This window comes from Paenibacillus sp. NPDC058174 (genome assembly GCF_042883865.1).
Classification (GTDB): domain Bacteria; phylum Bacillota; class Bacilli; order Paenibacillales; family Paenibacillaceae; genus Pristimantibacillus.
Genome location: NZ_JBHVUY010000004.1, coordinates 315,767 through 328,631, shown reverse-complemented (window position 1 = coordinate 328,631; position 12,865 = coordinate 315,767). Strand labels below are relative to the sequence as shown.

At 55.0% G+C, this 12,865-nt stretch carries 12 protein-coding genes; 4 read left to right on the top strand and 8 right to left on the bottom strand.

What is annotated here, in order from left to right:
* Positions 1 to 64: 64 nt before the first annotated feature.
* Positions 65 to 2,425 (bottom strand): (Fe-S)-binding protein, encoded by a 2,361-nt coding sequence (locus ACFVVF_RS20690; RefSeq protein WP_387813765.1) that lies wholly within the window; start codon positions 2,423 to 2,425, stop codon positions 65 to 67.
* A gap of 228 nt (positions 2,426 to 2,653) precedes the next feature.
* Between ACFVVF_RS20690 and ACFVVF_RS20685 the strand changes: the two genes are divergently transcribed.
* The 3 genes from ACFVVF_RS20685 (at position 2,654) to ACFVVF_RS20675 (ending at position 5,866) form a co-directional block, all read left to right on the top strand.
* Positions 2,654 to 3,496, top strand: a complete 843-nt coding sequence (locus ACFVVF_RS20685; protein WP_387813763.1) for an electron transfer flavoprotein subunit beta/FixA family protein — start codon at positions 2,654 to 2,656, stop codon at positions 3,494 to 3,496.
* 46 nt (positions 3,497 to 3,542) lie between these two features.
* On the top strand, positions 3,543 to 4,559 hold the full coding sequence (locus ACFVVF_RS20680) for an electron transfer flavoprotein subunit alpha/FixB family protein (RefSeq protein ID WP_387813761.1): 1,017 nt from the start codon (positions 3,543 to 3,545) through the stop codon (positions 4,557 to 4,559).
* A gap of 251 nt (positions 4,560 to 4,810) precedes the next feature.
* Complete coding sequence (locus tag ACFVVF_RS20675) at positions 4,811 to 5,866, top strand: S-layer homology domain-containing protein (RefSeq protein ID WP_387813759.1); 1,056 nt, start codon at positions 4,811 to 4,813, stop codon at positions 5,864 to 5,866.
* Between the two features lie 96 nt (positions 5,867 to 5,962).
* Here the strand turns inward: ACFVVF_RS20675 and ACFVVF_RS20670 are convergent, their stop codons facing one another.
* The 7 genes from ACFVVF_RS20670 to ACFVVF_RS20640 form a co-directional block, all read right to left on the bottom strand.
* Positions 5,963 to 6,634, bottom strand: a complete 672-nt coding sequence (locus ACFVVF_RS20670) for an SOS response-associated peptidase (RefSeq protein ID WP_387813757.1) — start codon at positions 6,632 to 6,634, stop codon at positions 5,963 to 5,965.
* 65 nt (positions 6,635 to 6,699) lie between these two features.
* Positions 6,700 to 7,551 carry an AraC family transcriptional regulator gene (locus tag ACFVVF_RS20665; RefSeq protein ID WP_188888878.1) on the bottom strand — a complete coding sequence of 284 codons (852 nt, stop codon included), beginning with the start codon at positions 7,549 to 7,551 and terminating at the stop codon, positions 6,700 to 6,702.
* 255 nt (positions 7,552 to 7,806) lie between these two features.
* Positions 7,807 to 8,253: a flavodoxin gene (locus tag ACFVVF_RS20660; protein WP_387813755.1), complete on the bottom strand. Its 447-nt coding sequence runs from the start codon at positions 8,251 to 8,253 to the stop codon at positions 7,807 to 7,809.
* Positions 8,254 to 8,273: 20 nt separating this feature from the next.
* Complete coding sequence (locus ACFVVF_RS20655; protein WP_387813753.1) at positions 8,274 to 9,122, bottom strand: hypothetical protein; 849 nt, start codon at positions 9,120 to 9,122, stop codon at positions 8,274 to 8,276.
* Entirely contained in the window at positions 9,119 to 9,307 is a 189-nt protein-coding gene (locus ACFVVF_RS20650; protein ID WP_387813751.1) for a hypothetical protein, read from the bottom strand. The genes ACFVVF_RS20655 and ACFVVF_RS20650 overlap by 4 nt, the downstream gene beginning before the upstream one ends.
* Positions 9,308 to 9,673: 366 nt before the next feature.
* On the bottom strand, positions 9,674 to 9,850 hold the full coding sequence (locus tag ACFVVF_RS20645; protein WP_387813750.1) for a hypothetical protein: 177 nt from the start codon (positions 9,848 to 9,850) through the stop codon (positions 9,674 to 9,676).
* Between the two features lie 1,054 nt (positions 9,851 to 10,904).
* Positions 10,905 to 11,456 carry a hypothetical protein gene (locus ACFVVF_RS20640; RefSeq protein ID WP_387813748.1) on the bottom strand — a complete coding sequence of 184 codons (552 nt, stop codon included), beginning with the start codon at positions 11,454 to 11,456 and terminating at the stop codon, positions 10,905 to 10,907.
* 122 nt (positions 11,457 to 11,578) lie between these two features.
* On the opposite strand from ACFVVF_RS20640, the gene ilvA reads away from it, so the two are divergent.
* Positions 11,579 to 12,841, top strand: a complete 1,263-nt coding sequence (gene ilvA / locus ACFVVF_RS20635) for a threonine ammonia-lyase IlvA (protein ID WP_387813746.1) — start codon at positions 11,579 to 11,581, stop codon at positions 12,839 to 12,841.
* The last annotated feature ends 24 nt before the right edge of the window (positions 12,842 to 12,865 follow it).

Sequence of the window (12,865 nt, the reverse complement as noted above, 5' to 3'; positions counted from 1 at the left end):
AGCACCAACCCCTTTTCTCGATCACGATTCTGTTAAGCTTCCAGTCCTTTGCTCAATTCAGACTTTATCTGCCTTCCGAGCCGAACACGCTTGCTGCCAGCAGCTCCGCGACATCACGCGCCGACACCTGCTCATCCGCCTCCAGCGACTTTAGTCCATCCTCCATCATCGTCAAGCAATACGGGCAGGCCGACCCGATAACGGAGGGCTTCACCTCCAGCGCCTGCGAGGTGCGTGCGATATTGACCCGGACACCGCTTTGCTCCTCCATCCACATCAAGCCGCCGCCGGCTCCGCAGCACATGCCGTTGGCCCGTGAACGGGCCATTTCTTGCAATTGAACGCCGGGTATCGCTTTCAACAATTGGCGCGGCGCATCGTAAACCTCGTTGTAGCGCCCCAGGTAGCAGGAGTCATGATAAGTGACCCGCTCCTCCAGCGCATGCCGAGGCTTTAGGCGGCCGGCTGCAAGCAATTCAGCCAGCAGCTCGGTATGATGCTCTACTACGACAGATTCCGGAAGTCCAAAATCGGGATAATCCTTTTTAAAAGCGTTATAGGTATGCGGACAGACAGTAACGATTCGAGTAATGCCGTACTTAGCGATGGTCGCAATGTTCTCGCGGCACAGCTCTTGAAACAGCAGCTCATTGCCGATACGTCTCGCCGTATCGCCCGAGCTCCGCTCCTCCAGCCCCAGCGTTGCAAACGTTACGCCTGCCTGGTCAAGCAAACGGACAACATCGTAGAGCACCTTGCGGCTGCGCGTATCATAGGCGCCCATGGAGCCCGCCCATAGCAGCACCTCCGGCACAGCAGCCTTAACAGCAGCAGTAACAGCCGCCCCCTTCTCATGCTCAGCATGCTGCGATACCCTCAGCGCCGCTTCCTTCCTGAACTCCTGCATCGTAGGCACCCGTACGCCGGTACGGCTCTCGCACTCCTCAATCCACGCCGCCCGCTCCACGCGGGGCAGTCCCCACGGATTGCTTTGGCGCTCGATATTTTGAAGCGCCCGCTGGCCATCGGCTGGCAGCTTGCCGTCCATCAGCACGAGATAACGGCGCATATCGATGATTTTGTCGACATGCTCGTTGCCCACAGGGCACACCTCCTCGCAGTTGCGGCAGGTTGTGCAGGCCCACAGCTCCTCCTCGGTCATCACGTCGCCAATCAGCTCGGCGTCCTCCGCTTTTGAGCCCTCCCGTACGCTCCATGCCTGCGCCTGTGCCGCCATCGTTGGCCCGATGGAAGTCACGCTGCCCTCGAAGCCGTCCTCCCACACCGGGAGAGACGCCCCCATCGTATGCGCCCCCGCCGTCCGTCCGCCCATCACCCGGGGAATCCAAGCCGATTTGGACGTAACCGCCGCCCCTTTTTCCGTCAGATGATCACGAAGCTTCACCATCAAATGCATAGGCGACAGCAGCTTGCCGGTGTTGGACGCCGGACACACATTCGTGCAGCGGCCGCATTCGACGCATGCGTATAGATCGATTAATTGCTTGTGCGAAAAATGCTCCACCTTCCCTGCGCCAAAAGCTTCCGCTTCTTCATTCTCCAAATCCAGCGGCGACAGCTTGCCGACCGGCGCTCTGCGGTGAAGCCACAGATTGACCGGCCCCGTTATCAGATGAAAATGTTTGGACTGCGGCACATAGACGAGAAACGAGAGCAATACGGCCAGATGCAGCCACCAGAACAACTCGTAGCCGATATCCGCGGCCAGGCTCCCCCCAGAGACGCCCAGCACGCCAAGTCCATGGGCCAGCACAGCAGATACCGGCGCGTAGCTTTCCGCAACAAGATGCACTGCCGCATCCGGCCCGTCAGCTATACCTCCGCCAGCTCCTGCGCCCGAAGCTGCAAGCCGCTCAAACGCCAGCGTGAACAGCACCGTCGCCATCAGACCGCCGATAAACCATAGAACGAGCGAAGGCTTCCAGCCTCTTTTCAACCGTGGAAGACGCTCCACATAGCGGCGAAAGCCGCCGTATAGTACAGCAAGCAGCACTAACGATACCGTCAGCTCCTGGCTCCAGGCGAAGCCGTCGTAGTAGGGAAACGGAATAGGATGTCCGCTCAGTTTCTTCCAGATGAGATCCGCTGCGCCGAACTGAAGCACGATAAAGCCGTAAAAATAAATCAAATGCATAATCCCGCTTCGAATATCGTGAAGCAGCTTGCGATGGCCCAGCATTTGCCCGGCAAAAGACGGCCTTCGCTTCGTCCTCTCCCCCATGCCCCCTTCTTGACCTCCCGGCAGCCAGTCAAGCTTCACCGGCACGCCGAGGCCTATGTACAAAGCCCGCCTCCACACGACAGTCGCGGATATCCATCCCGCCAGCGCTACTGCAGCCGCAAAAGCCGTCCATCTAGCCAACTCCGTCCCATGCTCAGCGAGCCAATTCAAAGCTGCCGACATATTTTTCGCCCCCTTTCCCTTCGCCTGATCCGGACAAGCTTTCATAGCGCTTTCATTAAGCCGCAGTGCTCCAAGTATATGAGCCGAAGAACGCGAACATGCCGCCGGGAAGTCCTGCTGGATGGGGTCTATTTATGTGTTTCCGGTCATACTGTAGCACTGAAGGGAAGTCCCATGAGCCGAGCTGTTACACCACTTTCACATCAACGGGGGGAGGAATGGAGCTGTATGCTCACTATCGCTGTTTTACTTAAACAAACCTTTGATACGGAGGAAAAAATAGTCGTCGCGCCGGACGGCAGCATATCGAGCGGGGAGGCGAAGCTCGTCATTAATCCTTATGACGAGTACGCATTGGAGGAGGCGCTGCGCCAGCGCGAGCTGCATGGCGGAAAGGTGCACGTTATTACATCCGGCCCAGAAAAGGCCGAGGAGGCTTTGCGGACAGCCCTTGCCATGGGTGCAGATGAAGCGGTCCGGCTGGAAAGCGAAGGCAGCACCCTGCTCGCCGAGGGGGACAGCCATACGATTGCGGCGGCGCTCACCGAAATATTGCGACCGCTTGCTCCGGACCTCGTGCTGGCGGGACTGTTCGCCGTTGACAGCGGCTCGGGCAGCGTTGCGCTGCAGGTCGCCGAGCGGCTTGGACTGCCGCATGCTTCGTCTGCGGTCAAGCTGGATATTGCGGAGGCGGCTGGAACTGCCGCCTCGGGAGCTATCCCGGCAGGCGCACAGGCAGCTGAACGGTTCGCTATCGTGGAGCGTGATGTCGAAGGTGACACTGAGACGGTCGCCATTCCGCTGCCTGCGCTCATCACCGCACAGCAGGGCTTGAACGAGCCCCGCTACCCTTCGCTGCCGGGCATTATGAAAGCGAAGAAAAAACCGCTCGTCCGCGTCAATCCCGCCGACTTCGGCGGCGAATGGTTAACGGCGGCAGCGGCAAGAACGGTACGAACAGCACTGTTCCCGCCGGAGCCGCGGGCTGCGGGCAAACGGCTCGCCGGCTCGCCTTCCGAGCAGGCCGCCGCGCTGACGCAGCTGCTTCAGACTGCCGTTAAGCTGGAGTAGCCTCTTAAATGTCTCAAGACCATCCGGGAGGAGATGAACATTCGCAATGGCTAAAACGATTCTCGTATTTGCCGAATGCCGCGACGGTAAATTGCGCCGTGTCGCGCTGGAAGCGCTAGGCGCAGCGCGGCTGCTTGCCGGCGGGGACGGCGAGGTGCATGCCGTCCTTGCCGGCTCCGGCGCAGCGTCCGGTGAAGCGGACGCGCTTGCCGCCCGAGGCGCGGACGTCGTGCATGTCGCCGACGACCCCGCCCTGCAAAGCTATGCGCCCGAGGCGTACCTTGCCGCCATCGGCGCCGCTATCGATGCCGTGCAGCCGGATGCGCTGCTGCTCGGCCATACCGCTTCCGGGCGCGACCTGGCTCCGCGCCTCGCAGCAAGATACAACGCCGGCCATATCGCCGACGTGACCGCGATTGACGGCGCAGGCGATGACGCCGTCTTCACGCGCCCGCTCTACGCCGGCAAGGCATTCGAGCGGCGCAGCTTCGCCGCAGCGGCCGCTGCCGTAAACACAGGCGGACCATCGGTCATCACGATCCGCCCGAACAATCTGCCGCCGGCAGAAGCGATTGACGGCGGCCGCCAAGGCGTTGTGCAGCCGTTGCCGTTCACGGTGCCGGCGCTCTACACCGCTGTGCGCTCGCTTGTGCGCCGCACCGGCGGCCAGCTTGATCTCGCCGAGGCCGACGTCGTCGTGTCCGGCGGCAGAGGCGTGCGCAGCGCAGCAGGCTTCGAGCCGCTGCAGGCGCTCGCCGGTGTGCTCGGCGGCGCAATCGGCGCCTCGCGCGGCGCCTGCGACGCCGGCTATTGCGGTTATGCCCTGCAAATCGGGCAAACCGGCAAGGTCGTGACGCCGCAGCTCTATATTGCCTGCGGCATCAGCGGCGCGATTCAGCATCTGGCTGGCATGAGCCAGTCACGTGTCATCGTCGCCATTAACAAAGACCCCGACGCCCCCATTTTCGGCGTTGCCGATTACGGCGTGGTCGGGGATCTGTTCGAGGTCGTGCCATTGCTGACCGCCGAGCTGCAGCGAACGCTAGCCAACCCCGGTGCCTAATTGTCATGAACAGCATGCGTTCTTGCGATTCTTCACACCGCTAATCCTTCATCCCGTTAATACTAAACGGGATGCAATTCTGAGCGAAAAAGCAGCTCCGCAAGGCCCGTTCAATCCGGCCTTACGGAGCTGCTTTTTCACTTTTAACACCTGCTTACCCGGTGCAATGCCACCAATTCCCTCTAGAACCGCCTACTTTGTTCTGGTAACGTTTATATTGGACTACTTGTACAGAAAGAGGTATCACAGCAATGAAGAAATCGCTTTTCCTTGTTTTTGTTCTAGTTTTAGCTTTATTCTATCCGCTCCATTTGAAGTCCATCGAAGCCGCCGAGGCCAATCCCTTGGATTTGTATAATCCCACATACATCGAAGGACATTGGGCCAACGCGCAATTAGAAAACTTCGTAAGCGCCGATCTTCTGAAAGGCTACACCGATCCCAAGGGCAGCGTGACCCTTCAGCCAGAAGCTCCTATTACCCGTGCGGAATTCACTGCTATGCTGGTCCGCGTTCTGGACTTAAAGAGCGAGGACAGCAGCATCACGTTCGCCGACGTCCAGCCTGACAGCTGGTATGCCGAGCCGATTCGGATTGCAGCAGCCTTAGGTGTGGCGAATGGTGTTGGCTCTAACCGCTTCGGGCCTAACCAGAACATTACGCGGGGCGAGATGACTGTGCTCGTCGTTAGAGCCTTTCAATCCTCCATCTCATTTGAAGGCAAAGCCGTGGACTTCTCGGATGTGCCGAACTATTATGCAAGGCCTTTTATTCAACAAGCGAGTCAGGCAGGCATTATTCAAGGCAGCACTGCATCCATGTTCCGGCCTTTTACCATTGCTAAGCGCGCCGAAGCCGTAGTAATGCTGCAGCGAGCTTTGGATTTGCAAAAAAGCGCTTTGCCGCAGGACAGTCAGCTCACGCAGCCAGTTCTCGACTCGGAAGAGCAGGAGCTGCAAATCTTCAAGGACAAGGCATTTGACCAGCTTGACGATGCTTTTGCGAAATTTTACACCGGCTATTACCTGGCGATCAGCAATGCGTACGCCTCCGACGTCGTAAAGTGGACCAAGCAAGGCTACGGACTCAGCATGGAAAAAGCCGCAGCCCAGAAGCTGCAAGTATTGCAAAAGACCGACCGGTTTGCGGCGGTAGAGTCGACTGGCGGCAGCTACAAAATCACCATGACCGATGGCGATAACCAGCAAGTAGAGATGCAGTCGAATGAGGGCGTTTATCTGCTCAAAAAGATGACCGATGGCGCTTGGAAAATTTACGCCTTCTACACAAGCGAAAGCGCAAAATAAGATAGCTAGCTAAAAAAAAGACAGTTTCGATGTAGGCCCTAGCGCCTTACTCTCGAAACTGTCTTTTTTTCATTCATGCTGCGCTGCCATGCTTGCCTAAGCGAAGTCCGGCCGAATCTCCCGGATACAATCCGGCGATTCATACGCTTCGTCACCAATTGCGTTCGTAACCGGATAAGCTCGCATTTGATAAGACTCCAGCGGCTCCAGATGCTTGCGCAGCGACCGGTAATCCTGCAGGCGCGGATTAAGCCAATCCTCCAGCCCTTCCTCATCGAGCACGATCGGCACACGCGGCTGCCATTGCGACATCGCACCTGATGACGGAGCGGTCAGCATCGTAAACGCCCGGACAAGCTCGCCGCTGTAGTTGCGCCACTCGTCATAGAAGCCAGCGACGCCCAGCAGCCGCTGCTGCGGCACCACGATATGCATCGCCCGCGGCTCCTTCTCTTTGCCGGACTGCTGCCAGCCGAAAAATCCGCTGCAGGGCACGACGCACCGCTGTCTGCGCAGCATCCGGTCGAAGAAACGCTTCTCCGACAGCGTCCCGGTATCCGCATTCACCGAATCCTTGGCCCAGAAAGGGAACAATCCCCATCTTGCGTCATGCATCGTGCGTTGCTCCCACTTATCATTCATTACGATGGACACCGTTTGTGTCGGCGCAACGTTGAACCGATTCGTGTAGCAATGCAGCAGCTTCTTAATTTGGAATGCCTCGACCATATCGCCGACATCCGCCGTAATGGAATACCGTTCAATCATGTTAGCCCAGCCCCTTCTGCTTTCCTCTGTTTCAAGTATTTGCATAAAATGGGCCGGACTATTCGTTAGTTTGTAAAACGTTTGCGGAAACGCAGCGGCGGCATACCCGTCTGCGCAGCGAACAGCCGCGAGAAATGCGGTGTCTGCCGGAAGCCGGTCTCTTCCGCGATCTTGGCAATCGTCCAATCCGTCTTAATCAACAGCAACTTGGCCTGATCGAGACGGTAATACAGCAAGTACTGCTGCGGCGTGCAGCCGAACACCTCGGTCATGCAGCGGGTAATATAGTTCGTATGAAGCTGCAGCGCTTCGCTGAGCATCGTGTTCGTAATGACGCTGCGGTAGTTCATTTTCAAATAAGCGGCAGCGCGTTCCGCAACCGATACACCTGCTCTGGCTGCATCTGAACGCCAGCCTTCATCCAGCATTTGCAGCAGATGGAGGAAGCGCTGCTGACGCTCCCAGAATGCGCCGTGCGAGGAGCTGCTCGCCGCCTCATGCAGCTGAGAGAAGATCAGCTTCGCTTCGTCCGGGAAGGACAGATGCATTTTTTTCGGCAGACGAATGGCATAGGTATAATAATCCCCTCTTAGCGAGCCGGTGTGGCTGCCTTCGGTCTCCTCCCAGGCGCCAACGGTCTGAAAATGCACCCAGTCGAACGTCGTCTCCTCCGTACAAGGCTTGAATGAGCAATGCCAGCGGTCCGGACGAAGAATGAGCACGTCACCCGGCTTCAGCGTCCATTTATTGTTCTCCTCGGCGATATACAGGGAGCCTTCCTGAACGAAGAGCAAGTCGAACACGCCGATATTGCTCCGGTTCGGATGCTCTTGCCCAGCGGTGTAGGTTCTGCGGTTCGATTCTATGAAAAATGGCAGCGGCGGCGAACGAAAGGTTAGCAGCAAGTCCTCTTGCAATGATGATCTCTCCCTAATAGCTGTAAACTCCGGGGTTTCTAGCGATTGTTCCATCTCTGAAAATAGTCCCGATCTCACGCTTCAATCTTAAATCTATTGCCATGTTACATAAATCGTCACCGTTTGTCTACAAGACTCGACAATCCTCTTCTTTCTATCTTCCATTCCGCCAAAAACCTCAGCTAAAATGGAAAAAACCGCGATCTGAACAGCATTAGCCTGTTCAAACTGCGGTTTGCGCGTTTATAGATTCAGCTAGACTTTGAGTGCTTCAGCTATCTGCCTGCCGAGCGCTTTGCAGGCTTCCTTTTCCTCACCGGACGGACTGTATTCCACTTTGAGCCCTTCGGCAGCTATTTCAGCGCCAAGCTCTCTCAGTTTCTCTTCAATAATATCGACCGATGCGCAAAAGATCGGATACGATGAATCGCCGGAGCCAAACGCTGCTGCTTTTCGCCCTGATAGATTCAAGCTGTCCATCTCCTCGTAAAAATCGAGAAATTCATCGGGCAGTTCCCCGTCACCCCAGGTATACGCTCCAATTATGATGCCGTCATAGGCCAGCAGCTCCTCAGGTTTAGCGTCGAAGGCTTCCTTCGCCACAACCTCCGCACCAGCCTCCTTTGCTCCTGCTGCGACGGACTCCGCCATCTCTTCCGTATTTCCTGTCAAGCTTGTGTACAGCACAATAACTTTCGGCAACAGGCTCTCTCCCCTCGCACTTATAGCTGTGGCTGCGCGTCCATTGTCTGGATACCGTTGAACAGCGTCGCCATATAAAATTGCCCGCCCTGCAGATCGACATCCGTCACCGGGAAGCCCAGCTTCACGGAGATCAGCATGAGCCGTTCCTTAAAGTAGCCCAGCCGGAACAGTCCGTGGTCGGTGCATACGTATATATCTTTATTGAAGTTTTTAATACCGAAAATAAAATGATTGCCGAAGCGTATCCGGTCGAATTGGCCTTTTTTATCGCCGACTAGCAGCTCGCCCTTGTCGCTTGAACCAAGCAGATGTCCGCGGAATACGCTTAGGCTGGTTACCGTCCGGTTCAGCTCGAACTGCGCCCAGCTGTCCATAAAGCGATCGTACAGCGATATTCCCTGATCATGGCCGACTATGAGATATTGAGGCAGGTTGAGGAAATCATAGACCTTCCTGTCGGTGCATGATGACTGCTCCCATTTGCCATTCGTATGGATCCATAGCCCATACTCGGTAGCAGCATAACCCGTGCCGCCCAGCAGCCTGTACTGATAGCATGGCACTGCCAATCCGGTGTCCGACCATTTGCCGTTATCGAATTGGAACAAGCCATAGTTCGTGCAAGCTTGGAGCAGTCCGCTATGCATCTGAAGCCGGTTCGTATTGGCCTGCTCGGGCATCCCTGCGCTCAGCTTCTCCCATTGGCCTGAGCCGCTGATTTCATAGACACCGTGGCCCGAGGAGGCCGCATAGATCGAATCGCCGCCTGCCATAATCGATGAGAACGGAAACAGCATCCAGTTCCATGGCCGTCCCGTCTCCGTGCTGCCAAGCTGCTCGCTTTTATCGTAGGAATGCTCCTTCATGACTGAATCAGCTCCATCCCGTGCAAATTTACGGAGCTCTTGCCGGTTATCCCCGGCACTGCCGCATGCGATGGTACTCCTTGTGCAAGAGATATTTGTGATTCCGAACTTTTGATGCGTTTATAGGCCACGGCGAGCAATGCCGATTGTTTCTTTTTGAGAACCATTTCGTACAATAATCCCATTTCCGCTTCCTCCTGTATCTATGCGACAACGCGAGCGTCGTTCTATTTGAATTTTAATTGATAATGATTATCACTTTCGTATTTATGATAACCATTCTCACTGTAAGTGTCAACTACATTCTTGACATCCATTTGCAAACGGACCCGGCTTCTCACCGTCGAACTAAATGTGACTGTTGATGCCACCGTGGTGTATATCCCCTTACTCTCACACACTATCCGAGCTTTACTTCACCACTGGGCAATCAATTACGCTATTCGGTACTTATTTTCCTTATTTGAACGATTATTTTGAAGATTCGAGAGTATAACGTCACAAAGTTCATAAGCGCGGAAATTGATTTCTTAATAAAGAAAAATAGTTTCTTATCGGACCAAATCAGCTAGTAACTTAGCCCTGCGCTTGCCCCATAGCGAAATTGGCTTCGTTATTTTGCGAATCGGGTTCGCTGTTGGCAGCATCAGCCTTATGTGCCCTCCGAGCAGCGAAATTGGCTTCGTTATTTTGCGAATCCGGTTCGCTATACATTTCATTTGCTCCATTGGCATCCACCTAGCGAACTTGCTTTCGCTAATAGAAAAATTGGTTCACTTTTCCACCCTACCCGCACCTTCTCATACCTCCAAACGACGCACAACGAACCTGATTCGCTATTTTGCGAACTTCGTTTCGCTTTTTTCAGCATTTTAAGCCTGTTTTGGGCACGCTCCTCGCCAGAGCGAAGCTAGCTTCGCTACTCATGAACCTAGGTTCACGGATAGCGAAAATAGGTTCGCTGTTGGCTAAAGCAGCCTCTTTTGCTCGCCGCATAGCGAACTTGGCTTCGTTATTTTGCGAATCAGGTTCGCTGTTGGCTGAAGCAGCCTCTTTGCTCGCCGTGCAGCGAACTTCGCTTCGCTATTTTGCGAATCAGGTTCGCTATTAGCTGATTCCAGTCTCTTCGCTCACCGCCCAGCGAATTTGTTTTCGCTAATAGCGCAAACGATTCTCTAATTCCTTAGCCGTATTCCTCATATTCCATCCAAAACACGCACTACGAACCTGATTCGCTATTTTGCGAACCTCGTTTCGCTTTTTTCAACGTTTTGAGCGTGCTTCAGGCACGCTCCTCGCCAGAGCGAAGCTAGCTTCGCTACTCATGAACCTAGGTTCATGGATAGCGAAATAGATTCGCTGTAGACTGGAGCAGCCTCTTTTGCTCGCCATGCAGCGAACTTGGCTTCGTTATTTTGCGAATCAGGTTCGCTGTTGGCTGAAGCAGCCTCTTTGCTCACCATGCTGCGAACTTGGCTTCGTTATTTTGCGAATCGGGTTCGCTGCAAGTTTGATTCACCTAATCCTCACTCACTCAATGAAGCTATTTTCGCAAATAGCGAAAACGGTTCACTAATTACTCGAGGGCCCCCCCTCGCGCTCCATATCAACTATGCACAACGAGCCTATTCTCGCTATCAGAGAAATCAGTTCACCAGTTCCTTCGGTCTTCAGTCGGCGCACTGTCCAAACTCCGCACAGGTGTGACCAGCCACCCCAGCAACACGCAAAAAAGACGCCTCCGATTTTAGATCGGAAGCGTCCTGCCACTTGAATATACGGTTATAAGTTCACTTGCAGCCGGATCATTACCTTATCCCCTACCAAACGAACGTCGCCTACGCCGACAATATCATCCGCGGACAAACCAAGGGGGATGGTGATCTTCTCCAAGGAGCCATGCGGCAGCTTTACACCGCGCACGCTCATTCCGATCGGCTCCAGCACAACGTTTGGCGCTTTCCAGACCAGTCTGTAGGTGACCAGCAGCCCGACCGGGATTTTGTCGCGGTAGGTTACATTCAAATGCGCGAGCAGATGCTCGTCCTTAAGCTCAAAAGCCGCGCCGTTCACCTTCATATCCGAATACAGATCCTCTTGCGAGCTGCCCATTTGCATTTTCAGCAAATTGTTGACGTCGGCTTCTGTCAGCACAAGCTCCGGCGACAGCCTTTTTACCATATCCAGCGCCTTCGCCTTCAGATCAATCGGCTCATAACGCATATCTAATTGTTGCTGCGGTGCGACATATGACTTCAGCCACAAACCGCCGCCCACGATGAGCACGGCCAGTATGACAATCGTCGTAAGCAGCCGCTTAAAAAATTTCCCCATAAAGCCTCCTTCCCCGTCCATCAGACCAGCAGCCATCGATTTACACTGCATGATCGGAACGAGGATGCTATAATGAATCATTCGTAGTTGTTATCAACTGATTATTGAAGAGGTGATTGCACATGGAAGCTTCCTATGCTCCAAAAATCGGATTAGAAGAAATCGTACACGCGCAAATGCATTTGAAGGATGTCATTACACGCACTCCCCTCCAGTACAACCGTGTGCTCTCAGAGCGCTACGGCTGCACCGTACTGCTCAAGCGGGAGGATCTGCAAATCGTCCGTTCTTTTAAAATTCGCGGTGCCTACCATACCATGCGTTCTCTGGCTCCCGAAAAGCTTGCGTTTGGCGTCATCTGCGCCAGCGCCGGCAACCACGCCCAAGGCGTCGCTTACTCCTGCCAAACGCTCGGCATTCCGGGCAAAATATATATGCCAAGCACAACGCCTCGGCAAAAGGTAAATCAGGTTTCGTTCTTCGGCGGCAGCTTCGTCGAGGTCGTATTGACCGGCGATACCTTTGACGATGCCTATGCCGAAGCGGTCGCAGAGAGCAATCGCAGCGGCATGGCTTTTATCCATCCGTTCGACGACCTCAAAATCATCGCCGGCAACGGCACCGTCGGCCAAGAGCTGATGGAAGCTGCTGAGACGGTTCCCGATTATGTACTCGTGACGGTTGGCGGCGGCGGTCTCGCTGCAGGCGTTGCCTCCTATGTGAAGGCGGTCTCCCCATGTACACAGGTTATCGGAGTTGAGCCGGAAGGCGCTCCGTCGCTGCGTGAATCGCTGGATGCGGGAGAGGTCGTCTCGCTGGACCAGATCGAGAAGTTCGTCGACGGGGCAGCGGTTAAGCGCGTTGGTGACATGACCTTTGCCATCTGCCGCGAGCTGCTTGACGATGTGATCGCCGTTCCCGAGGGCAAAATCTGCACGACGCTGCTCGATCTGTACAACGAGAATGCGATCGTCGCCGAGCCTGCTGGCGCAGTGCCGATTGCGGCGCTAGAACAGCTGCGCGAGCAGATTGCCGGCAAGACGGTTGTCTGTGTCATCAGCGGCGGCAACAATGACGTCGACCGGATGCAGGAGATCAAAGAGCGTTCGCTTATCTATGAAGGTCTCAAGCATTACTTCATGTTGAGCTTCCCGCAGCGTGCAGGCGCTTTGCGTGAGTTTCTCGATGATGTACTTGGCCCGAACGACGACATTACCCGCTTCGAATATACGAAAAAGCATAATAAGGACAATGGGCCTTCCCTTGTCGGCGTCGAGCTGAAGCATCGCGACGACTATGCCGCGCTGATCGGACGGATGCAGAAGAAAGGCATTCAGTTTGTCGAGTTGAACAAAGACCCCGTCCTGTTCAACCTGCTTATTTGATCACTCATTTAACCTGATTAAATA

What these genes read in the sequence shown, in the direction of transcription:
- ACFVVF_RS20670 (WP_387813757.1), bottom strand. Translation starts at nt 6,634, where the DNA reads ATGATTGAACGGTATTCCATTACGGCGGATGTCGGCGATATGGTCGAG.
- ACFVVF_RS20680 (WP_387813761.1), top strand. Translation starts at nt 3,543, where the DNA reads ATGGCTAAAACGATTCTCGTATTTGCCGAATGCCGCGACGGTAAATTG.
- ACFVVF_RS20655 (WP_387813753.1), bottom strand. Translation starts at nt 9,122, where the DNA reads ATGAAGGAGCATTCCTACGATAAAAGCGAGCAGCTTGGCAGCACGGAG.
- ACFVVF_RS20690 (WP_387813765.1), bottom strand. Translation starts at nt 2,425, where the DNA reads ATGTCGGCAGCTTTGAATTGGCTCGCTGAGCATGGGACGGAGTTGGCT.
- ACFVVF_RS20640 (WP_387813748.1), bottom strand. Translation starts at nt 11,456, where the DNA reads ATGGGGAAATTTTTTAAGCGGCTGCTTACGACGATTGTCATACTGGCC.
- ilvA (WP_387813746.1), top strand. Translation starts at nt 11,579, where the DNA reads ATGGAAGCTTCCTATGCTCCAAAAATCGGATTAGAAGAAATCGTACAC.
- ACFVVF_RS20685 (WP_387813763.1), top strand. Translation starts at nt 2,654, where the DNA reads ATGCTCACTATCGCTGTTTTACTTAAACAAACCTTTGATACGGAGGAA.
- ACFVVF_RS20675 (WP_387813759.1), top strand. Translation starts at nt 4,811, where the DNA reads ATGAAGAAATCGCTTTTCCTTGTTTTTGTTCTAGTTTTAGCTTTATTC.
- ACFVVF_RS20650 (WP_387813751.1), bottom strand. Translation starts at nt 9,307, where the DNA reads ATGGGATTATTGTACGAAATGGTTCTCAAAAAGAAACAATCGGCATTG.
- ACFVVF_RS20645 (WP_387813750.1), bottom strand. Translation starts at nt 9,850, where the DNA reads ATGGAGCAAATGAAATGTATAGCGAACCGGATTCGCAAAATAACGAAG.